The 21,591-nt window shown below is 55.5% G+C and carries 18 protein-coding genes and 1 tRNA gene; 9 read left to right on the top strand and 10 right to left on the bottom strand.

What is annotated here, in order from left to right; translation table 11 throughout:
- Positions 1-34 precede the first annotated feature (34 nt).
- The 4 genes from EXQ56_06000 to EXQ56_05985 all read right to left on the bottom strand — a co-directional run bounded on the left by EXQ56_06000 (position 35) and on the right by EXQ56_05985 (position 4,315).
- The gene (locus EXQ56_06000; protein ID MSO20006.1) at positions 35-925 is read right to left on the bottom strand and encodes an NAD(P)-dependent oxidoreductase; all 891 of its coding nucleotides are present in this window, start codon (positions 923-925) and stop codon (positions 35-37) included.
- Positions 926-1,006: 81 nt separating this feature from the next.
- The gene (gene glmU / locus EXQ56_05995; protein ID MSO20005.1) at positions 1,007-2,446 is read right to left on the bottom strand and encodes a bifunctional UDP-N-acetylglucosamine diphosphorylase/glucosamine-1-phosphate N-acetyltransferase GlmU; all 1,440 of its coding nucleotides are present in this window, start codon (positions 2,444-2,446) and stop codon (positions 1,007-1,009) included.
- 41 nt (positions 2,447-2,487) lie between these two features.
- On the bottom strand, positions 2,488-3,564 hold the full coding sequence (locus EXQ56_05990; protein MSO20004.1) for a YvcK family protein: 1,077 nt from the start codon (positions 3,562-3,564) through the stop codon (positions 2,488-2,490).
- A 61-nt stretch (positions 3,565-3,625) separates the two neighbouring features.
- Complete coding sequence (locus tag EXQ56_05985; protein ID MSO20003.1) at positions 3,626-4,315, bottom strand: tetratricopeptide repeat protein; 690 nt, start codon at positions 4,313-4,315, stop codon at positions 3,626-3,628.
- A 405-nt stretch (positions 4,316-4,720) separates the two neighbouring features.
- Between EXQ56_05985 and EXQ56_05980 the strand changes: the two genes are divergently transcribed.
- The 4 genes from EXQ56_05980 to EXQ56_05965 all read left to right on the top strand — a co-directional run bounded on the left by EXQ56_05980 (position 4,721) and on the right by EXQ56_05965 (position 10,209).
- Positions 4,721-6,007, top strand: a complete 1,287-nt coding sequence (locus tag EXQ56_05980; protein ID MSO20002.1) for a hypothetical protein — start codon at positions 4,721-4,723, stop codon at positions 6,005-6,007.
- 116 nt (positions 6,008-6,123) lie between these two features.
- Positions 6,124-7,155, top strand: coding sequence for a rod shape-determining protein (locus tag EXQ56_05975; GenBank protein MSO20001.1), 1,032 nt, complete (start codon positions 6,124-6,126; stop codon positions 7,153-7,155).
- 103 nt (positions 7,156-7,258) lie between these two features.
- On the top strand, positions 7,259-8,356 hold the full coding sequence (locus tag EXQ56_05970; protein ID MSO20000.1) for a hypothetical protein: 1,098 nt from the start codon (positions 7,259-7,261) through the stop codon (positions 8,354-8,356).
- Between the two features lie 137 nt (positions 8,357-8,493).
- Entirely contained in the window at positions 8,494-10,209 is a 1,716-nt protein-coding gene (locus tag EXQ56_05965) for a hypothetical protein (GenBank protein MSO19999.1), read from the top strand.
- A gap of 66 nt (positions 10,210-10,275) precedes the next feature.
- Here the strand turns inward: EXQ56_05965 and EXQ56_05960 are convergent, their stop codons facing one another.
- Together EXQ56_05960 and EXQ56_05955 are read right to left on the bottom strand one after the other, a co-directional pair.
- The gene (locus EXQ56_05960) at positions 10,276-11,697 is read right to left on the bottom strand and encodes a methylenetetrahydrofolate--tRNA-(uracil(54)-C(5))-methyltransferase (FADH(2)-oxidizing) TrmFO (protein MSO19998.1); all 1,422 of its coding nucleotides are present in this window, start codon (positions 11,695-11,697) and stop codon (positions 10,276-10,278) included.
- A gap of 91 nt (positions 11,698-11,788) precedes the next feature.
- Positions 11,789-14,245 carry a hypothetical protein gene (locus EXQ56_05955; GenBank protein MSO19997.1) on the bottom strand — a complete coding sequence of 819 codons (2,457 nt, stop codon included), beginning with the start codon at positions 14,243-14,245 and terminating at the stop codon, positions 11,789-11,791.
- Between the two features lie 376 nt (positions 14,246-14,621).
- Between EXQ56_05955 and EXQ56_05950 the strand changes: the two genes are divergently transcribed.
- Together EXQ56_05950 and EXQ56_05945 are read left to right on the top strand one after the other, a co-directional pair.
- Positions 14,622-14,698 (top strand) — tRNA-Arg (locus tag EXQ56_05950).
- Positions 14,699-14,833: 135 nt separating this feature from the next.
- Positions 14,834-15,127, top strand: coding sequence for a carboxymuconolactone decarboxylase family protein (locus EXQ56_05945; GenBank protein MSO19996.1), 294 nt, complete (start codon positions 14,834-14,836; stop codon positions 15,125-15,127).
- A 53-nt stretch (positions 15,128-15,180) separates the two neighbouring features.
- Here EXQ56_05945 and EXQ56_05940 read toward each other — a convergent pair whose 3' ends face one another.
- Entirely contained in the window at positions 15,181-17,154 is a 1,974-nt protein-coding gene (locus tag EXQ56_05940; GenBank protein ID MSO19995.1) for an ABC-F family ATP-binding cassette domain-containing protein, read from the bottom strand.
- A 227-nt stretch (positions 17,155-17,381) separates the two neighbouring features.
- Here EXQ56_05940 and EXQ56_05935 point away from each other — a divergent pair, with 227 nt between their 5' ends.
- Together EXQ56_05935 and EXQ56_05930 are read left to right on the top strand one after the other, a co-directional pair.
- Positions 17,382-17,921, top strand: a complete 540-nt coding sequence (locus EXQ56_05935; protein ID MSO19994.1) for a DinB family protein — start codon at positions 17,382-17,384, stop codon at positions 17,919-17,921.
- Positions 17,922-18,023: 102 nt separating this feature from the next.
- Positions 18,024-18,686: a DedA family protein gene (locus tag EXQ56_05930; protein MSO19993.1), complete on the top strand. Its 663-nt coding sequence runs from the start codon at positions 18,024-18,026 to the stop codon at positions 18,684-18,686.
- 90 nt (positions 18,687-18,776) lie between these two features.
- On the opposite strand, the gene EXQ56_05925 is transcribed toward EXQ56_05930, so the two are convergent.
- Positions 18,777-19,409, bottom strand: coding sequence for a DinB family protein (locus EXQ56_05925; GenBank protein ID MSO19992.1), 633 nt, complete (start codon positions 19,407-19,409; stop codon positions 18,777-18,779).
- Positions 19,410-19,705: 296 nt separating this feature from the next.
- Positions 19,706-20,107: a DoxX family protein gene (locus EXQ56_05920; protein MSO19991.1), complete on the bottom strand. Its 402-nt coding sequence runs from the start codon at positions 20,105-20,107 to the stop codon at positions 19,706-19,708.
- A gap of 160 nt (positions 20,108-20,267) precedes the next feature.
- Here EXQ56_05920 and EXQ56_05915 point away from each other — a divergent pair, with 160 nt between their 5' ends.
- On the top strand, positions 20,268-20,561 hold the full coding sequence (locus tag EXQ56_05915) for an antibiotic biosynthesis monooxygenase (GenBank protein MSO19990.1): 294 nt from the start codon (positions 20,268-20,270) through the stop codon (positions 20,559-20,561).
- A gap of 341 nt (positions 20,562-20,902) precedes the next feature.
- Here the strand turns inward: EXQ56_05915 and EXQ56_05910 are convergent, their stop codons facing one another.
- Positions 20,903-21,232 (bottom strand): hypothetical protein, encoded by a 330-nt coding sequence (locus EXQ56_05910; GenBank protein ID MSO19989.1) that lies wholly within the window; start codon positions 21,230-21,232, stop codon positions 20,903-20,905.
- Positions 21,233-21,591: the final 359 nt, after the last annotated feature.

Below are 21,591 nucleotides of genomic sequence, written 5' to 3'. Positions count from 1 at the left end.
TTGGGCTCCGTATAGCGAATTGCGCACTGGATCGCTAGTCCTCGCGCACTTCCACGCCAGCCATACTTTCAATGACACAAATGGCCGCAGCAAAGTCCTCTTCGCCATGCCCCATGGCTATCCCCGCGCCAAATAACTCCCTCACCAGCGCCGTTGCGGGCAAAGGAACTTGCAGTTCATTGGCTGATTCAAGCATCAAGCCCAGGTCCTTATGCATCCATTTCAACGAAAAATGGGGGTCGAACTTCCGCGTGAGCACCAGCGGGAGTTTGCCGTCAATCATGGGATTGCGCGCCACGCTGTTCTGGAGCACCTCCAGCACAAGCGATGGCGAGATGCCGGCCTTGCGTGCCAGCACGAAGCCCTCAGCCATGGCCTGGCAGGTGAGTGCGCCGATTAAATTTTGAGTCAGCTTCACCTGTAAGCCAGTTCCCTGCCCGCCTGTGTGGAATATTTTTTTGCCCATTGCCTCCAGATAGGGTCGAGCACGATCGAATGCAGCTTTCTCACCACCCACCATGAATGTCAGCGTGGCATTGGTGGCACCCGTTTTGGAGCCCGTACAGGGGGCATCCAAAAATTGCGCGCCGCACTCGGAGAAGCGGGCTGCGAGCCGGCGGCTAGCGGTGGGCGAGATGGTGGTGGAATCCACGATTAGCGCACCAGGCCGAATCGCGGGAAGCAACTCTTCGGCTATTTGTTCAACGTCCGCGGTGCCGCCCACACAGATGAAGATTACACTGGCAGCTCGTGCTACATCCGCCACGATGGGCGCAATGCTCGCGCCTTCCGCGGCGAGCGACTCGGCCTTGGACCGCGTCCGGTTATAAACGGTGACGGCGTTTCCGGCCTTCAGCAAATTTTCCGCCATGGGATAACCCATAATACCCAGCCCGATAAATCCAATCGTTTCCTTCTGAGTCATATGTTCACCTATTAAAATAGCGGTTGCGACCCACAATCAGAAAAATACGGGAGCTCGTAAGTGAGTGAGAGTTACGAATGACTACGAATGAGATTTCGGGGTCTTCTTTAGTTTCCGAATTCGCTCGACCATCCAGCCGGGCTTGACTGACTGTCTGGCCCGGGCGATGGCTAGGGCGTTGGCCGGAACGTGATCGTGAATGGTGGAGCCTGCGGCGACAAAAGCGCCGCGGCCGATGCGCACTGGAGCGATCAGCTCCGAACCAGAACCGATGAAGGCGCCATCCTCAATAATGGTCTGGTGCTTATTCACACCATCGTAATTGACGGTGATTGTCCCGGCACCGATATTGACATCTTCGCCCACAGTGGCGTCTCCAATGTAGGCTAGATGATTAGCTCGGCTGAGCCGGCCAATGCGGGACTTCTTAATCTCCACGAAGTCGCCAATGCGGGCTCCCGCGCCGATCTGCGATCCCGGACGCACGTGAGCGAATGGTCCCACGCTGGCTCCGTCATCCACCTGGGATTCTGTAATCACACAGGATGTCTTTATAGTAACTCGCGCGGCAAGCTGTGAGTCAGTGATGATAGAGTAAGCTCCAATAACACACTCCGGGCCGATCTTTGTCCTGCCATTCAGATAGACACCAGCCTCGATGGTGCTGTCAGGACCGACAGTCACGTCGGGATCGATTCTCACTGTCTCGGGTGAGTGGATAGTGACTCCAGCAATCATTAACTCACGAGCCTTTCGCAGGCGCAGCAGGGTATCCACGCGGGCCAGCTCGGCCCGGTCGTTGATACCCGCCACTTCGTCGGGATCTTCGGCGCGGCAGGCGGCGAGACGGTGTCCCGCCTTGGCCAACAGCTCGATGACATCAGTGAGATAGTATTCCCCCGACACAGGATTCTTGCGGACGCGCTTCAAAGCGGGAAATAGTTCGCGAGTCTCAAAACAGTAGATGCCTGTATTGATCTCCCGAATCTTCTTCTGCTCGGAGGTGGCGGACTTCCATTCGACAATGGCAAGGAGTGAGCCATCCGCGGATCTGAGAATGCGCCCGTACGCAGCGGGATCGGCCATATCGGCGGTCAGCACCGTGGCGATGGCGCGTTTCCTGCGGTGATGGGCAAGCAGGTTGCGCAGAGTCGCGGTGGTTAGCAGCGGGGTGTCTCCGCACACCACCATAATTGTGCCTTTATTGGAGGAGGTAGCACGCCGCAATTGACGCTCGCCAGCGGCCAAAGCATGCCCCGTACCCAGTTGTTGCTTCTGAAGTATGAGCCGGACTTCTTCATGCCCGGGTCCATGGCCAGCGCTGCGCAGTGCCTGTTCCACTTGTGCGGCCTGATACCCGATGACGGCGAAGGTGGCGCGTGAGGCAAGTGGTTTGACCGCGCGGACGACGTGATCGATCAGCGTCCGTCCGCCAGCCGAGTGGAGTACCTTTGGCAATTTGGACTTAAAGCGCGTTCCGAGCCCAGCGGCCAAAATCACAACGATGGTACTGTCCTTCATGGTCTCCCCTCAAGACTTAATTCATCACTGGGTATTGTAGCTTAGGCTGGACCGGCTGACTTTGTCGCCTCTTCCCAATAGCGATGTGCCGCACAAGTATCCAGCACAGCTTTGGCCAGATGGCTGGGATCATGCCGCACCCAGCGCTCGGCGGAGGGTCCAGTACGTTTTTCGCGGACAAAGTCGCCAGCGACCACGCGAACTCCCATACTCTCAAGCTCCTCGCTTCCCGGATTCACCGGAGATGCTCCTGTTACTTTGTACCGGCGCAACGCGCTGTGCGAAATGGGACCGGAGTTAACCATGACGTAGTCAAACAGCCGCTGACCGCCCGCATGGTTCATAACGGCGCGTAGATGGTCCGCGGCAGTGAAGCGGTTCGTCTCGCCGGGCTGGGTCATTAGATTACAAATGAAGATGCGGGCGGCACGCGATTGGGCAATGGCGGTGGCCACGCCCAGAACGAGCAGATTGGGGATTAAGCTAGTAAAGAGCGAACCGGGACCCAGGGTGATGACGTCCGCCTGAGCGATGGCCTCCAGAGCCTTCGGCGCGGGGCGGCAGTTACGTGGCGAGAGTCGGATGCGGCGGATGGGACGGCGGCTGCGCGAAATCTGCGTTTCGCCTTTCACGACGCGGCCATTTTCCAGCTCCGCCTCCAGGCGCACATCGGACATGGTGGAAGGATAGATGTGGCCACGGATGGCTAGCACTTCGCTGGACACCTGAATGGCTTCCTGAAAGTCACCGGTGATTCCGCTGAGCGCAGTGAGAAAAAGATTGCCAAAACTGTGTCCCTTCAAACCCTGGCCGCTGGCAAAGCGGAACTGGAAAAGCTTGGAGAGCAGTGCTTCGTCTTCAGAAAGGGCAACCATGCAGTTGCGGATATCGCCGGGCGGCAGAACCCGGAAATCGCGGCGGAGACGACCAGAACTGCCTCCGTCATCGGAGACGGCGACCACCGAGCTCAGGTCGGTAACGCGCGGCTCCTCGCAACCATAGGCCTTTTCGAGAACCATCTCTAGTAAATCGGGGGCGGGATCGGCAGGATACCAAGCCTTCAATCCTTGCAGCAATGTGGATAGGCCCGTGCCGCCTCCCAGTGATACGATTTTCATGCTCGTTTAACCAAGCGCGCTGGGCTGAACCGGACTGAGCCGGGCAGTTGTCGCGATCACCTTAGCTCAAAGGCCGTTCCGGGTAGATCAATTCCGTGAATCGAGGATCCTCCAGCATATTCTCGAAGTCCGGGTCGTTCTGCGCCTGGAAGCGATTGCGCTGATTGATCTGAATAGCCTTGTCGAGATATTCAAGGGTGCCTTCAACGTCATTGCGCAGGGCGAAAGTGGCGGCCAGCGCGTAATAAAGAAAATCGGCGCGCGGCGCGAGTTTCAAGGCTTTGCGCAGATGCTCTTCGGCCTGCTCGGGATGACCTTCATTGGCCAAACTCACGGCATAATCGTACATCTCCTCCACTGTTTTCAGCTGCAATGAAGGCCGCGCGGCGCGCTGCTGGCAGATGTTCAGATAGACCTGTGCGCGTTCGGCCAGCTCACGCGAGGGATTGCCCACCAGCCGCTCGAAGCCGGACTTGGCTTTGGCGTAATTGCCCTGATTCATCAATTCGAGCCCCGCTGTAAAACGGTCGAGAGACTGCTGATGCACAATCTCCTCCGCCGTGGGCTTGCGTTTGGGAAATTGCAAGGGCTTCGCCGGTGGAGCTGCTGGTTTGCCTTTCGCCGATTTCTTGGCCAACTTATTTGGCTTGGAGGGTGCAGCCGATTTTGCACCGCGTGGTGCGAGCTTCACGACATTTTTCCGGGCCGGAGCTTTAGTCTTCGATTTTATCTTTGCCGTCGTTTTTGCCATAGACGTGTGTTTATTGACCTCAACTTGAACGTGCCGGACACGGGCAAAGCAGAATACACCGAACCAGTAGGATATAACAATATGGCCGCCGAGCCGTTATCCTGATGACTTACATTCCTGGTTGAATTGTGCGGATACCCGTTTCAAACCAGCGTAGCATTAACTCGGGAACTCGGCGATGGTTTCCCGCCGCGATTACATCCAGCAGCCCGGGAAACTTCAGATTACTCTCCCGTAGCTATTGGAAAAACCAAATGCGTAAGGGTGAATCAGAAAGGGTACCATATTGCAGCAATCAGCACAGTAGCATTGGCCCCTTGGACCGCATAAGATAATATACGCACGGGTTGAAATAATTGACCAAGATCGTCATACTCGCGCCAAACCAGCGACTTGGAATCTGAGATGCCCGAGATACCTGATTCGTTAATCCCAAAGGACCGTCCCACCAAAGATCAGACCGATCTATTGGAGTGGCGCACTGTTAGCTATAAGACACTGACACTGGGAGTCTTGGGAGTATTGGTGTTGGTGGGAGGAATCCTTCTGGTGGTGTTCCCCAACTCGCGTGCTTCGCTGCTGGCGATGCTACGTGGAAATGAGAACGATGCGGCAGCCGTTGACACCACCGCCAACCGGCAGGCGCGCTTTACGAATCTCGATGGCGGAGTACGTGTCCGCAAAGCAAGCTCCGTAGCGTGGATGGAAGCCTCGCTGGCCGAAGGGCTGGATCAGGGCGATATAGTGCAGACCGACAAGGATGGTGTGGCCCGCATCGCGTTCGCCGATGGGACACTCTATGTGGTTCGTCCCAACACTCTGATCGCCATTGAAGAAAATGCGATTCCCGTGAATATCGCCAATTCCAAAATTTCCGTGCATGTAACCAGCGGGACAGTGGACCTGTCCACGACCAAGTCCATGGGAGATTCCCGCGTCCGCTTCGCCGATGCGGAAGCTCGCATGAAAGCGGACAGCCGCGCGTTGGTGCACAACGATCCATCCACTAACGTGCGTGAGATCACCGTTTCAAAGGGCGGTGCCGGGATGCAGCGCGGCGGAGAGCAAATCGAACTGGGTGAGTTTGAGCAGGCAACCTTCGGAGCGGCGGGCAGTCTGCTGGTGCGCAAGAAGGTGGTCGCCCCGCCTTTATTGCTGACGCCTGCGGATATGGCGCCGGTGGTGATGACCGGATCGCAAAGTAGCATTGGGATTGAGTTCACGTGGTCGGCTGTGGGCACCGCCGATTCTTACCGCATTCTCGTCTCCACTTCCCCCTTACTCAAAGATCCGCTGTTTGATCAACGCGTACGCTCCACCTCGATCCGGTTGCCCGCTTTCCGTGAAGGCGATTACTATTGGTCGGTCATTTCGCTCAATTTGCAGGGCAAGGAGAGCCAGCAAAGCGAGCCCAATCTCTTCTCCGTCCTTCATCAGGCCAGTGCGGAGGAGCTTCTACTGATCGTTGAGCAGTACATCCAGCACGGGCGTGTAATGGAGGTGGTGGGAAGGACCGAACCAGGCGCCACCGTCCTGGTAAACAATGAGCAGGTATTCAATGTGGCCCCGAACGGCTCGTTTAAGCACTTCACCTCGGCCATGCCCACGGCAGGTACCACCATGATTACGGTTACGGCACAAAACAGAAAAGGCAAAGTTTTCACCTTGCGCAAGACGATCACGATACAATAGCATTTAGCTTCAAATCGCTTTCCCTGAGCGCGATTTTTTTTCTTCCTGAGCGCGCTCGGACAAGCAGTATCTTGCGCTACCTGAATCCGCACCTCATTAGGGAGAGCATACCCGCGATGTCCGGTAACCGGCACTCATTCTTTTCATTTTTCTCGCGCGACCTGGCAATTGACCTGGGAACCGCCAATACCTTGGTCTACGCCAAGTCGGGCGGCATCGTGGTCAATGAGCCGTCGATCGTGGCCATCAATAAGGTGACCAACGAAGTGGAGGCCGTGGGCAAGGAGGCCAAGGAGATGCTGGGCCGCACGCCGGGCAACATCGTGGCCATCAAGCCCATGCGCGACGGCGTGATCGCGGACTTCAAAGTCACCGAGAAGATGCTCACGTATTTCATCCATAAGGCACACAATCGCAAAATGTTGGTGCGCCCGCGGATCGTAATCGGTGTGCCCAGCGAGATCACTCCAGTCGAGAAGCGCGCCGTGCAGGACTCGGCCTATCGCGCGAAGGCCAGCGAGGTGCATCTGGTGGAACAGGCCATGGCCGCAGCCATCGGAGCGGGGCTCCCCATCACAGAACCATCGGGAAATATGGTGGTGGACATCGGCGGCGGCACCACGGACATCGCCGTCATTTCGCTTTCAGGCATCGTTTACTCGAGGTCAGTGCGCGTCGCCGGCAATGAGTTGGACGACGCCATCATGCATTACTTGAAGCGCAAATTTAATCTGCTCATCGGTGAGCGTACCGCCGAGCAGATCAAAATCCAAATTGGCTCCGCCTATCCGCTGGAAAAGCCATTGACCATGGAGATCAAGGGCCGCGACTTGATCGAGGGAGTGCCCAAGACGCTGATCATTCAGGACGCCGAGATCCGCGAGGCTCTTTCGGAAGGCGTGGACACCATTGTCAACGCGATTCGTGTCGCGCTTGAGCGTACTCCGCCCGAACTCTCCGCCGACATCTCTGACCGTGGCATCGTGCTCACCGGCGGCGGTGCCCTACTCAAGAACCTCGACAAGCGCATCCGCGAGGAAACCGGGTTGCCAGTCTCGATCGCCGACGATCCGCTGGCCTGCGTGGTGCTGGGAACCGGCAAGATGCTCAGCGACTTCAATCTGCTGCGTAAGATCGCCGTTGATTAGCGGGAGCGGGTCCCCAGCTACAGTTAAGTGCAGAATTCGGGACCTCCCTAACTGCCGCCGCCCTCGTCGCTAGAGTCCTCTCCATTTACAATGGAGTTTCTCTATGGAATCTACGCGGCTCTCCCTTTTTTATCGTGGCCTGATCGTACTCGCCGGAGTTCTGCTGGCGCAGTTCGTGATGGTCGGCTATCAATTGCGGAGCCAAACCGACATTCCACTGGTGCGCTATGGAACCGTCCTCGTCATCGATCCGATTCACCGCGCAATGAACTCCGTCTCCGATTCCATCCGCTCCGTTTGGTTGGGCTACATCAACCTGCGCGGAGCCCGTGAGCAGAGCGTCAATCTCAGCCAGCAGGTAAATCAACTTAAACTGGAAAATCAGCAGCTGCAATCCGCTGCCGCCGAAGCGAAGCGCCTGCAGGCGCTGATGGATTTGAAAGCGGTGATTCCCGGTGAAACCGTCGTGGCGCGCGTGCTGGGCGGTAGCGCGGGTGAAACAGCACGGTTGCTAATGATCGACAAAGGTGCCAGACAGGGCCTGCGGCAGGATGCCCCCGTCATGGTTCCAGATGGAGTAGTCGGCAAAGTTCTCGCCGTCTTCCCAGATTCAGCCCAGGTGATACTGCTCTCCGACCCCTTCAGCGGCGCGGGCGTACTGCTCGAACAGAACCGCATGCACGGCATTCTGAAGGGACGCAACGAAGAGTTCATGCAACTTGACTTCATTCCCAACGGCGAGCGAATCACTCTCGGGCAAAGAGTGTTCACCTCCGGCGAGGACAAGATATACCCGCGAGGACTAGCCGTTGGCGTAGTCGAACGCACCAGCCCCGGACCCAGGTTCCAGGACATCCGCGTGCGTTCGCTGGCACAACTGCAAAGCTTGGAAGAAGTAATCGTTATCGTGGGCACGGACTTTGATCTCCCCTTGCCAGAGCCCACGCCACTCGTCGCAGAACCCTTGGAAGCATCTCCCGCGAAATCCGCTCCACAGTCGTCGCCATCAGCACCGCCTGTACCGCAACCGTCCATCCGGAGACCCCCAACTCAACCGCTCCCCGCAGCCACTGGACAAGCACCGGGAGCACCTGCGGCGGCGGTAGATGCACTACAGCCCCTCACCCCGGCTATGCCCGATACCGCTCAACCAACGACACAACCGGCCGAGCCCGCAAGTAACCCAATCCCCGCACTGTAGTCCGAGGAATATTGGGGACGCCAGATGCGCTTGCGGCGGTGCAAAGTATGGGATAGTATAACGACGATCATAAATTGGCAGGGAGAGTAGCGGCCATTTTTCGCGGCTGGGTACAAGAATTTAAGGAGGTAAGACTCATGCGTAAATCGATTTGGAAAAATTTGGTCTGTGCAACAGGCGTGCTCGCGTTGGCAATTGCATTGCCGCCAACCACCTCGGCGGCACCGGTAAGCGACGTTAAGGGTTGCGATCAGTTTTTGGTGCCGAAGAAGAAGGACATCAACGGCAAGCTCGTCGGGCAGGAAGTCTGCCGCATGACGGAAATCGAGTTCGAGTATCAGGGCAAGAAGTACAAGCGCCTGGATGTTGGCGTAACCGGCACGCTGGATGGCTACGCGCTGAAGGACGACAAGGCCCGCTACTCAAACTACTTTAACGTCTATCCCGAGTTTGTCTATCAGCAGGGCGGCGAGGAAGACAAGCCTGTGTTCCACGGCATCGGGCGTTACAGCATGGAGCAAGGCAGCAGCATGACGGTGATCTATCCCGTCGATAAGGCCGAGTGGAACGGGAAGTTGTTTGTCAACGCGCACGGCGCTGGCCGCAGCTTCGCGCGCGGCAATGCCAAGTTCTGGTACGAGGAGCTGACGGAGAGCGATCCCATCGCCGGCATCAGCAAGTACGAAAAGCTGATGATTGACAAGGGATACATCATGGCCAAGACCCGCCGCTCGACGCTCATGCAGGGCGGCGACTTGAACGTAACGCTCGACGACGGTGCCGTGCTCAAGAATCGCAATGTCACCGAGCAGCCGCCGCTGATCATGCAGTTCGCCAAGCTCGCGGCGAATCTCGCGCAGCCGAGCCTGGGCGCGCTGCCGAAGAAAACATACTGGTACGGCCACTCGGGCGGCGCGCGTCCGGGCCGCATGGTCAGCTACAAGGCCGGGATCAACGTGGACGATGACGGCACGCCGATCATCGACGGCGTGATCGTGGATGACGCCGGTTCCGGGCTGTGGCTGCCCGTGGCCATGAAGGATGGCAAGGACGTCGTCTTCACCACCGATGAGGACAAGAAGCGCATGGTCCCCACCATCGAGATCGGCCACCTGCTCTATGTGAACGAGACTCCCGATGATCCACCGGCGTTTCGTGGCTCCAACAACTTCCTGCACAACAAGCGGCAGAACGCCAAGATGCTTCGCGACAAAGGCATGTGGAACAAGTTCCGCTATTACGAGATTGACGGCATCAGCCACGGCGGCGGCGAGAATCTGGTGGACGGCAAGCGCGGCGACGTGACCATCATCGATATGTCCCGGCTGATGGATGGCTTCATCGACCATCTGGACGCCTGGGTGGAGAAAGGCGTCGCGCCTCCGCCGACGCGCTCAGATTGGCGTGAGCTGGGCGATGTCGACAAGGATAATATCGTGGAGAATCCCGCCATCGACATGCCCGAGGTGGGCTGCGGCCTGGGCGTTTACCACATCTTCCCGGTCAGCAGCGGAGCCTCGGGACAAGGCACCACGGGCTTTGCGGGGTTCACCGGCACGGGCCTCGAGCCGGTTGATGGGCGCGGCGAATTCCGCGACGACCCGGACATCGTCAACGTGGCGCAAGGATTCGTGGACATGAATGGCAATGGTTATCGCGACTACGTGGAAACCGTTACCGAAGCTTGGCAGCGGACCGGAATGCTGAAGCCGAATGAGACTTTCAACCGCGAGAGATTCCTGCAATGCGTGGAAAAAGTAATCACTAAGCTGGAAGTCGACAAATTCTTCACGAAGAAGACAATCGACTTCTATAAGCAGCAGGCCCGCACGATGCCGCTTCCAGCGAAATGAGCCAACCCAAAACGACTCAATATCAGCTCCCCGATAGCAACGTACATTTGCCGTCGGGGAGTTTTTTTATTCGCTGACCAGCAAGGATTGATTCCCGGCCATCGTCCATTGATCGAGCATTCTAAGCGCAATCTCGCATAAGTGCTGATGCCGCTCCTGGCGGCTAGGTTTGCCCTTGCGCTCCGCAAAGGCGGTGGCGCACAACGGCGGCAGCAGGTCAAATGCGATATTGGCAGGCTGATAATTCTTGGGGTCGGCATGCGTGATGTAATGACAAAGCGAACCAAGCGCAGTCGCGCGGGGAAGCGGAACCGACTCGACGCCAGCAACCATCTCGGCTGCAAATCGGCCGGCCAGCATCCCGGTGGCAATCGATTCGACGTAACCTTCCACCCCGCAGATTTGCCCGGCGAAGAAGATGCGCGGGTGATTGCGGAGTTGCAGCGTGGCGTTGAGCAGCGCCGGAGCGTTCACATAAGTGTTCCGGTGAATCTGCCCGTAGCGAAGCACCTCCGCCTGCTCCAGGCCAGGGATCATCCGTAGGATGCGCTTCTGTTCTCCAAACTTGAGATGGTTCTGAAATCCAACCAAATTGTAGCTGTCCGCCCGCTGATTTTCTTTCCTGAGTTGCACTACGGCATAAGGGCGCCTGCCCGTTCGCGGATCGGTCAGCCCCACCGGCTTCATCGGACCAAAGCGCAGAGTATCGCGCCCTCGCCGCGCCAGCTCTTCCAGAGGAAGACAGGCCTCGAAATACTTCACATCCTCAAACTCGTGACGCACCACCGAATCGGCCGCCATCAGCGCATCATGGAATTTCTGATACTCCTCGCGCGACATCGGGCAATTCAGATAATCCCCATCGGACTCCGGCGTCGATTGCCCTGGATTGTGCGCTGCGCTAATTGCGCTCTCCGCAGAAATGGGGAGGCTTACATCGTAGCGTGACGCGGAAAATATGATACTGCGATCCAATGTCGCGGCATCTACGATCGGGCTAATCGCGTCATAGAAAAACAGCCTCTCGCTGCCGGTCAGGTCTTGAATCGATGCAGCCAGCACATCGCTGGTGAGTGGGCCGGAAGCGATGATCACAATTCCCATGGCGGGGATTTTCAGCACTTCCTCGCGCTTCAGGTTGATCAACGGCTCTTGTGCCACCGTGGCAGTAACTTGCGCAGCGAAGAGATCTCGATCGACAGCCAACGCATGCCCGGCTGGAACCGCGCAGCGCCGTGCGATCTCCAGCAACGGAGATCCGATACGCCGCATCTCCTCCTTAAGGAGCCATGGCGCGGAAAATTCGCGGTCGCTCTTGAGCGAATTGCTGCAGACCAGTTCGGCAAGATGGCCAGTCTGGTGAGCGGGAGTCTTGTGCGTCGGGCGCATCTCGTAGAGATCGACGGCGATCCCTCTGCGTGCGAGTTGCAATGCCGCCTCCGCACCCGCGAGTCCACCGCCAATAACAGTAATTTTTTCTTTATCCATGCCCTTGATTGTAGCAAACCCCTCACGGCGCATCCTGGAAAGGCTAAATTGGTTTGCAGGTCTTGACGGAAATAATTAACCGGCGAGTTTGTTACCAGCCGACTTGCTTGGCAACGTAGTCGTAAAGGGGTTTGGCGGTGCAGACTTCATAGTAATAGCGGTCGGTATAGTCGATGATGCGCAAATCCTTGGGGCTGAGTTGAGGAACCCGGCCACGCCGAACGATCAGTCTTTGTAAGCCAGTCGCCCCAACCGACAAGGTTCCGCAATGCAACTCGACATCCTCCGGCTCACCAATTAATGGTAGTCTCAAGTCAAGTCGGTTTAGAGTGAGTTCGCGAGTAAGCTTTTCGAAAGCGGCCTCGTTGATTTCAATTCCCTGGACATTGTAATGCACACGAAACTCTTCCGCCGCTTCTCGCGAATCCGCTTCCGGCAACAATTGCATGACGAAGACATTAAAGAATCGGCTGTGCTGGGCCAGCAGTTGGCGCGCCAGCTTACCGCAACCAGACAGACGATCAGATTCATTCAAGGCCTTGGAAATCATGATCGGGCGGTCGCCGTCCATCAGATACATCGGAGGCGAAGGCTGATAGCAAATACCGATGCCCAACTCTAGCAACGGCAGGTCACGCTGCGCGGCTCGATCGTTAACGCTTCGGATTCCTTCAATAATGTCCCGCGCCAAGCTGCAGGTCCGAGCGACAGAATTAGCGCCGCGAGGTTCGCCTTCGTTTTCCATGATGGCCAGAATCAGGGCATCTCCCTCCAGAAATACCTGCACCGCGCCATACCTGCCGTGGAGTTTACGAACTGGCTCAAAGAAATTGAGGCTAAAGTAGGAGGCGGGGTTTAGTCCTCGCGCCAGCAACTCTGCCGTTATGGATGTTGAATCACGGACATCCGCTTTTAGTATTGAATGGCTGACAACCTTTTCTTCTCTCGGCTTTTCCTCATCAGGTATCAGGAAAAGATAGAGCGTGTCATTGATCTCGGAGAGTTCCTTTTGCTTGATATCGGTCGGAAGATGCACCCGATCCATCAGGATTTGGGCTAATTTCAAATTTCTTAAATCGTGCGCGAATTGGAAAAAGTCTCGTACAAATCGAATCAATGTGGCACGGATATCACGGGCACTGGCGTCGCGCAACCTCCTCGCGCCATCTTCGATCATTTCCGTAGCGCCAGAGGGAAGGCGATACTCCTGAATCAAATGAAGGATTTTCTTGCGTTCACCCGCTTCGACTAATGCAGTCTTCAATTGTTGCGGATTCAGCGGGGGGCAGAAATGGCGGTAGATTCGGGCCGTTTCATAGGCACCCAGCACATAGGGAAGCACCCCCCCTTTGGCGAGGGACTCGTAAAGATGTTCCACCGCTGCACGCTGACTTTCAGCGCGGACTTGCAACAATATCGATTCCGATGTTGCTCGTGAGGATTTCCCATCATCACCCAGATTTTTTTCGGATTGCAGGTAATCCACCAGGAGAGCTGTGTTCTCTGGAGCTTCAATGATCTGGTCTATGCGAGTGCTGAATTCCGCGAAGAGCACCTGCAGCAATTTCTGCTCTCTTGTAAGCTGCTCTTCCGCTTGAGCAATTCCATGCCTAATATCGGCGGCCTCGGGCATCGGAGTGGACCTGGAGGCCAACGGGAAAAATCTGCGCGTCTGGGTTATCTCCTCGCGCTGAGCTTTCAAAGATTCTATTGATAACCTGATTTCGTCGCAAATCACACTCTGCTGACGAAGCTTGGCTGCCACTTCGGATTCACGATCTGCCCATTCAATAAAATTGCGCACCAATTGTTCGACAATTTCATATCGATCCGTGTCGCGCTGGAATTTTCCCAGCATGACGTAGCGGTCAAGGTTCAGGTAGTCGTCACGGCCATCCTCTGTAAAAATTAAAGGATTGGAGAAGATTGATTGTGTCGCTGTCGCGGCGGGCCCGAAATAGGATTCGCGCGTCCTGCGCACGGGCCCATTCCTGACCTCTTCCATCATTTCTGCCAAATCATCGCTTACTCGTCGCAAGATGATGCGCTTGTTCTTTTGAAAATCGCTGAACTTATCTTGCAACTGGTACCGGAGTTCCTGGCGTGGGTGCCGCGGATTTTCGAAATCTCTGATTTTTTCGCGGCACTGCAAAACCACAATGCTAAATTGAGACTGCATTTCTCTGGCGAGGGACTTAAGAATCGCCGCCTGGGCCAGCAGTTCGAGTTGCGGATTTTTCACCGCATTCGCATGGTCAAGCATGTTCAGCAACAGGGACTGCAGCAGTTGCTTGAACTCTTTCCGATCAAGGCCAGCATTAGCCTGGGATAGCCCGGTCAAAAGCGCCCCAACCTCTGAGTGTCGAACGATCAATTGGAAAATCAAGGTGCGACAACATTCCAGAAATTTTGGGCTCAGACTGACATCATGGCGGACATTGTCAATGCCAGGCACGAGCAGGCTGGTATCGACAACGGGAGCATAAAAATGGAATGAGCGTGAGTCCTTGTTCTGGTCGGAAGCCGGTTTGGAGAATATGCTGTTCATGCGTCGTTCAGTAGCTCAGGAGTTTCTGACCCAAACCTCTTTCTAATGTCGCATATTCGCGCTCGCCGATTCCGGTTTGCGGAAAACCTTGCTATTTAAGCAAGTTTCACCGTGGGCAATCCTACCCACCACTGCTAGGGATCAGCGCATGGGCATCTGGGAGCCTAAATTCCGATTAAACGACAATGCTCCGTCAGCCATCGCGTCTCGCCGACCAGTATGGCGCACGACAACATGCCTAGCCTCGAAATATTGTATATCGGCACCGGTTCGCATCATTATAGCTTTTGGGGTAATCTCCAGCACCTCCGGTCGCACACATTGAACCCCGGTGCTAACTTGGATAACATGAAGAGGAAAGCATCAAGGCACTTACGGGCCTGTAGCTCAGGTGGATAGAGCAGCGGTTTCCTAAACCGGAGGTCGGCAGTTCGAATCTGCCCAGGCCCACCATTGTATTTTGTAAATTTTCCCTTTGATCTTTCTTCCCTTTTCGGCCAGAGCAATGAATGTCAGAATTGTGCTGCATGTTAGAGAAACTTTAATCTTTTCAAGTAGATAGGAGATGCCATGAGTTCTCAACCAACAATGAAAAAAGTTGCACCGCGACTGGCGCAGCTTACATCAGATCTTTTGTACGGGGAAATTTGGGAACGAACCGAAATGTCCAAACGGGACCGCAGCCTCATCACCGTGGCGGTTCTAATGGCCACCTACCGCACTGATCAACTTCGCCTGCATATTGGGCTGGCCTTGGACAATGGCGTTACGCAGGAGGAGATCGGAGAACTAATTACTCACACAGCCTTTTATGCTGGATGGCCCACGGCCGCAAACGCAGTGATGGTCGCTCAATCGGTATTCGATTCGCGAAAAGCTTGAGGCTTGATCTCTGGTTGCTCCTCTCACAAAGTTGAGAATCCTGGCAGAGCCAACTAATCGACTTTCAACTGCTCATCTAAATCGATGCTTAACTGTTCCCACTCGCCCATAAGTTCAGAAAGGCGGAAGCGGCTCGATTCCAATCCCTTGGTGAGGCGGATGGTTTCTTCCGCGCTCTTGAACTGAGCGAGAGCGGACTCAGAATCTGCAATCTCCGCCTCGCATCGGATGATTTCCTCTTCTATCTCCGAATGCCGGTTACGCATTTCCTTGACGAGAATGGGATTCAGACGCTTTGGGCGCGTCCTCGGGCTCTCGGAAGAAGCCTCTGTCGGCTCCTTCTTTACACTTCTGGATGGGTCCGCAACGACCGGGTGTGATTCTCCTTGCCCCATCGCCACACTGCTGCTAGCGCTGCCGCCCTCCTTCTGTCGGAGATAGTTTTCGTAGTTCCCATCATATTCGGTCAATTTCCCGTTCTCGATCTCGAATATTCGGGTGGCCAGGTGATCGATAAAATACCGGTCGTGGGAAACGAAAACGATGGTACCGCTGAATCTCTGCAAGGCATCTAATAGCACATCCTTAGCGCGCAGATCCAAATGATTGGTGGGCTCATCGAGCAATAAGAAGTTCGGAGGTTGAAGCAACATTCGGGCCAGGGCGAAGCGATTACGTTCGCCGCCGGACAGCACTCCGATGGGTTTGAATACATCGTCCCCTGTGAACAAGAAACAGCCGAGCAGCGTGCGTAGTTTGGTCTGAGTGCTCAGATCGATGGGCGCGACGCTCGACAAATCATCGATCAGCCGCGCTTGCGGGTTCAGCATCTTGTACTGATCCTGCGCGAAATACTCCACCTCCACGTTGTGTCCCAGCTTGCATTCACCCGCCGAGGGAAGCTCCGTTCCGGCCAGCAACTTGATCAATGTTGACTTGCCCGCTCCGTTGGTTCCCACCAGGCCGATGCGCTCGCCGCGGCGGATCATGAAATTCACGCCGCTGAAAACCTGCTTGTCGTCATAGCGCTTGGCGATATCGGCAAATTCGGTGACCACGCGCCCGCTGGCCGGCGGTTGCGGAAAGCTGAAGCGAATGGTCTGCTCGTCAGGCGGAATTTCGATGCGCTCGATCTTTTCGAGCTCCTTGATGCGACTCTGCACCTGACGCGCCTTACTCGCCTGGTAACGGAACCGATTGATGAAAATCTCCAAGTGATCGATGCGCTCACGCTGTTGGCGGTATTCGGCCAGCAGCTGCTCTCGCCGCGCGGACTTCCGTTCCAGATACTGCTCATAATTGCCGGGGTAAAAATGCCCCTGGCGATTCCAAAGTTCCAGGATTCTATTCACAGAAGCGTCGAGGAAATAGCGGTCATGCGAGACCAGCACGACGGCGTGGGGATAATCGTGCAGGAACGACTCCAGCCAGTTGCGCGCCTCCAGGTCCAGGTGATTGGTGGGCTCGTCGAGCAGCAGCAGATGCGGCTTGAGCAGCAGGCACTTGGCCAGCGCAAGGCGCATCTGCCATCCCCCGGAGAGTTCCTGCGTATCGCGGGAAAATTCGGCGGGACGAAAGCCTAATCCGTCAAGAACCAGTTTCGCCTGCGTCTCAAGCTGATAACCATCGCCGGCGTTGAAGACGATTTCCAGCTTGTGATAGCGCTCCGCGGCGCGGCGAAACTCCTCGCCCTCGGGATCGATCTCGCCCATGCGGAGTGTCAACACTTCCATCTCTCGCTCGGCATCATGCAGGTCGCCAAACACGGACAGCGCCTCTTCCAGAACGCTGCGACCGGAGGCGCTGAGACCATCCTGCGGCAGATAGCCTGTCGTGAGGTTGCGGATGGAGCTAAGCGTGCCCTCGTCGAGATGCTCGATCCCGGCGAGAATTTTAAGCAGCGTGGACTTGCCCGTGCCATTGCCACCGACCAGACCGACGCGATCTTGTGGCGTGAGCAACCAGTTGAAATCTTCAAACAGTAATCGAGAGCCGAATCGTTTAGAAGCGGCGGAAAGTTGTATCATGTCGCGGTATCTTCAGTTCGGTATCGTCCATTACGGAAAGCCAGACCGGTTAAGTCCCGGAATCGCTGGTCATCCTCTATCTAATATATCAGTCCTATATCACCACCGGGCCGCCTCGTTCTTAATGTCTCGTTAACGTTAAGCAGGATGCCGCGTGATAAAATATTTCAAGCGGGCCTGCCGCAAATCTTAGTGCAATAAAAACCAATGGATAATAGGATACAATCATGAATTTTTACGGCGCAAAAGAATTAGCGGCGAGTTTTCGAACCGTCCGCAACAACACCATCACCATCGCGGAAGAGATTCCTGCAGAAGCTTACACTAAGCCACTGGCTCCCGGACTTCGAACTGTCGCGCAACTGCTGACGCACATCGCCGTGTCCTACCGGCTGCAGCATCAGGTCCACGCCGTCCAGCCGATCAGCACTCTGGAAGGTTTCGATTTTCCGGGATTCTTCGGCGGCATGATGGCCGAAGAGCAGAAGCCGCGCGACAAAGCGCAGTTGATCCAACTGTTGAAGGAGAACGGTGAACTCTTCGCAAAATGGCTAGAGAGCCTTTCCGATAGTTTCCTGGGGGAGATGGTGGCGATGCCCACGGGGATGACTCCCGCCGCGAAGAGCCGCTTTGAAATGATTCTGTCCGTAAAGGAGCACGAGATGCATCACCGCGGCCAGCTCATGATGTTCGAGCGCTCGTTGGGACAAGTACCGCACCTGACGCGCCAGTTCATCGCTCACATGGAAGCGGCGCAGAAAAAGTAAGCCATGGGGTGGAGCCGCCGCCCGCAGAACCGAAAGCACGCAAGGCGAAATCCGTGATACTACGGTCGCTTCGCGTCCGCTTTTGCAAATGGAGACCTCATGATCGACTGGCTTAGAGATATTTTTCACGCCGTTACGAACGTGCAGGGAATCGTTACGAGCGGCGGCACCATAATGGTTTGCGCGATTGTCTTCATTGAGACAGGGCTATTTGTAGGATTTTTTCTTCCGGGAGATTCTCTGTTGGTAACGGCTGGAGTATTCGCGGCGACGGGACACCTGAATCTGGGAGCCTTGTTGTTTTTCGGGTCTATCTGCGCGATTTTCGGCGACCAAATGGGCTACCTGATTGGATATCGCACTGGCAAGGCTCTCTACAATCGTCCCGACTCCCGATTTTTCAAGCGCCGTCATCTCGACCGGACCCGGGAGTTCTACGAGAAGTACGGCCCCAAGACCATCGTGATGGCGCGCTTTGTGCCCGTCGTCCGCACCTTTGCTCCCGCCGTGGCAGGCGCGGCGGGCATGAACTACCGGCGGTTCGTTTTCTATAATATTTTTGGTGGCGTGTTTTGGGTGATGGGGATGACGCTGCTCGGTTATTTCCTGGGCGCAATGATCCCCAATATCGATCGCAATATCCATTATGTCATTGTGGTAGTCATCGTTCTCTCGATACTTCCCGCCGTAATCGAAGTCTTGCGCGAGCGCCGCAAAGCGGCAGCTCATGCGACCGCGCCGCTGGCACCGGAAGAAAGACCGTAGTCGCTGGAAGATGCCCAAAAAAACAAAATGCTCTGCCTGTGGTAGCCGCCACAGGCAGAGCATTTGTATTTTCAAGGATAACTCCGCGCCTTAATGCTTGTGCTCGTCGGCGGGAGCGGGAGGAGCGACCCCAACTTCCTTGTTCTTGCGCTGGTTCTCGGCGCGCTCCATGTCCGCATTCGCGGTGGATGGCGGCACGCCGCCATTCAAACGCAGGTAGACGACAAAGTTGCCGTAGTGGCCCATCTGGTCTTCAAAAGCCACCATGGCTGCTTCAAATCGGGTTTGGCGCTCGCTGCGCATACCAACCACCATATCCGTAGCGTTAGTCGCGTTGATTGTCCCTACAGTTTGCTCGGACCAAGTGTACATTTCGTCCAAACCACGCAGAATCTCCTCGCGGGTTTTGATATGCTCATACTTTGCCGCAAGCTTCTCGGATTCCTCGCGCGACATTCCCGCGGACCAGCCGACGTGCGAGAAGCCATCCTGAATGAGATGCACAGCCATCTCGCGGAAACTGCGAACTTCCTTCACCGGGCGATAATCATATTTGTCCTCTGGCATAGCGGCAATAACGTTCGTGAGCATCCGCCGTGTGCGCGCCATATGCAGGCGCAGCATCCCGCCCACATCAAGCCCCTCCGCAGCCACCGGCTGCACGCTGGCCGCGGCCAGCACCAACAGCATCAGCACAAACTTAGCCTTGCGTAGCATTTTCATTCCTCCTAAGCTTTCTGGAAACTACTCTGTCTCGATCATCATACCGCCCGAATCCTCGGCCAGCTTGCCCCGATTATACCTCTAATTGTTATCGCTGAAACTTCAAAACCATGCGCGGAATTCCCTGGAGGGAACCTGAAGAATCGAGTTCCCGACGCGGTTTCAAATCGCCCATCGCGACCGCTGAGGTTTAGCCCCGACTATTAGTGTTGCCGCTGGCGGAACTCGCAAAAGTGGGGCCGATCGTGAACTAATTATACAACTTTCAACCTGAAATCAAGCGGCTCAGATGCTCATCAGCCTCGCCCGCCAGAGCGCCGCGCGAGCAGCCCGTCCATGCTGAACTTCCCCGGCCCGGCGGTGAAAATGAACAGGTAGATGAAGCAGAACAAGACGGCTGGCTCGCCGCCGTTCGTCACAGCCCAGAAGCCGCGCGGGAAATGAGAGATGAAGTAGGCAATGGCCATCTGGCCAGCCATTAGGATAGCCGCGGGACGAGTAAACAGTCCAAGGAAAATCAGCAGTCCAAAGATGGTCTCGTTCACGCCTGCGAACCATAGCAGTTGCGGGAATTCCCGAGCCTTGCCTTCAAACAATCCGAACTTCTGTAAACCGCGCTGAACAAAAACGAAAGCGGCGAAGATGCGCAACAGCCCAATCGCGTAGGGCTGAAATCTACTGAACTTACTCGATAACATGATTGTTCCTCTCAATATATGTACGCCCCCTTCGGACTTGTGCGCAAAGCCTTATGATGAAGCTTCGTCGGTCGGGAACAATCGTAAGCATTTCTTTAATTCTGATCACCCGGTTAGGATTAGCATGGTAGCAGGCAACTGTCCCAGGAGGTAACGCATTATGATAACTCGAATGATCATCGTCACCATACCGGCTGAACGCAGCGTCGAGGCTCAGGCACTGTGGAAGAAGGACTGCGCTCCCATCATGATCCAGCAACCGGGCTGCCTAAGCGAACAGTTCCTGCACAGCCGCGACCTGCCCGGTGAATTCATCTCCTTGCAAACTTGGGAAGATCAGAAATCGATTGACGCTTACCGCTCCAGCCCGGCGCACCAGGAGATTCTCCGCCACACCCGAAGCCTGATGGGGGTTTCCAAAGTTGAAGTGAAAAATTACGAGGTGGTGGGATAAACTCAACTCCAACACCGTGTGCTGCATCATTTTTTTAGCAGCCTATTGAAAAAAGTGTTTAAGTTGTCATCCCGAGCACAGCAGGAAATCTGCTTTATGGATCGCGCTGTCGATAACAAAGCATTTTTTCAGCGCGGCTAAAAAGCGCTGGGCTTCAGAATGACAACTTAATGTTTTTTCAACAAGCTATTCAGGGAAGGAGTATCCGAACAGGGGGGAAGCCACTACGTGGATATTCGAGTAACTCACGCCCAATAGAAATGCAAGAGACGCCACTGGATGTCGTGATAATTTTGGCAGTGGCCTGATTGGTGTGGCAGCACCAACGTATTGCGCGCTAGTTACTCAACTGTGATTCGAATCGGTTGAATAAAAATGTTGTTACCAACCTTCAACGCAATATTATAGCCACCCGCCTTAAGTTCCGGAATCTTCACGACAACCTTACTTGCGGATTGCTCTAAAAATTGGGCAGGGTAATCTTTCTCGTCGTCTGAAAGATACACCGCCTCGACGATATCCTTGCCCAAATTCTCGCCACTGATAGTCACTGAACTGCCGACTTTCCCGGTGGCAGGCTCGACCCCGCTCACTTTAGGTCCAGCCTGCGCCCATGCGAGAGAATACACAAGCAGTACCCCTGCGAATACGCGAGCAATCATTCTATTCATCCCAACCTCCTAAAAATCGGCGCAAGCCCAAGATCAGCCCTTGGCATTTCGAATGCCTGTTTGATAAATATCCGATGTCAGCCCAAGTGTAGGCGAGTGCATCATACCATCATCCGAACTCTTTTGGGCAAGTGAACAAGAGGAATTTACTGCTGGTATCAGTCAACATTGGAAGGGTCGGTGACCTGCCCGGCGATTTCGATACCAGCGGAAGTGAGAGAGAATCTCATGAGGGAGGTATTTGAATATGCCGATGCAGAGGTACAAACCAGAGCAGATCGTAACGGTGTTGCGGCAGGTTGAAGTGGCGGTGGCCAGCGGGAAGACAACGCCGCAAGCGTGCAAGGAAGCCGGGATCA

The organism is Acidobacteriota bacterium (genome assembly GCA_009691245.1).
GTDB lineage: Bacteria > Acidobacteriota > Terriglobia > 2-12-FULL-54-10 > 2-12-FULL-54-10 > SHUM01.
Note: the sequence above shows the minus strand (reverse complement) of the source record. Positions and strands in the feature narration are given on the sequence as shown.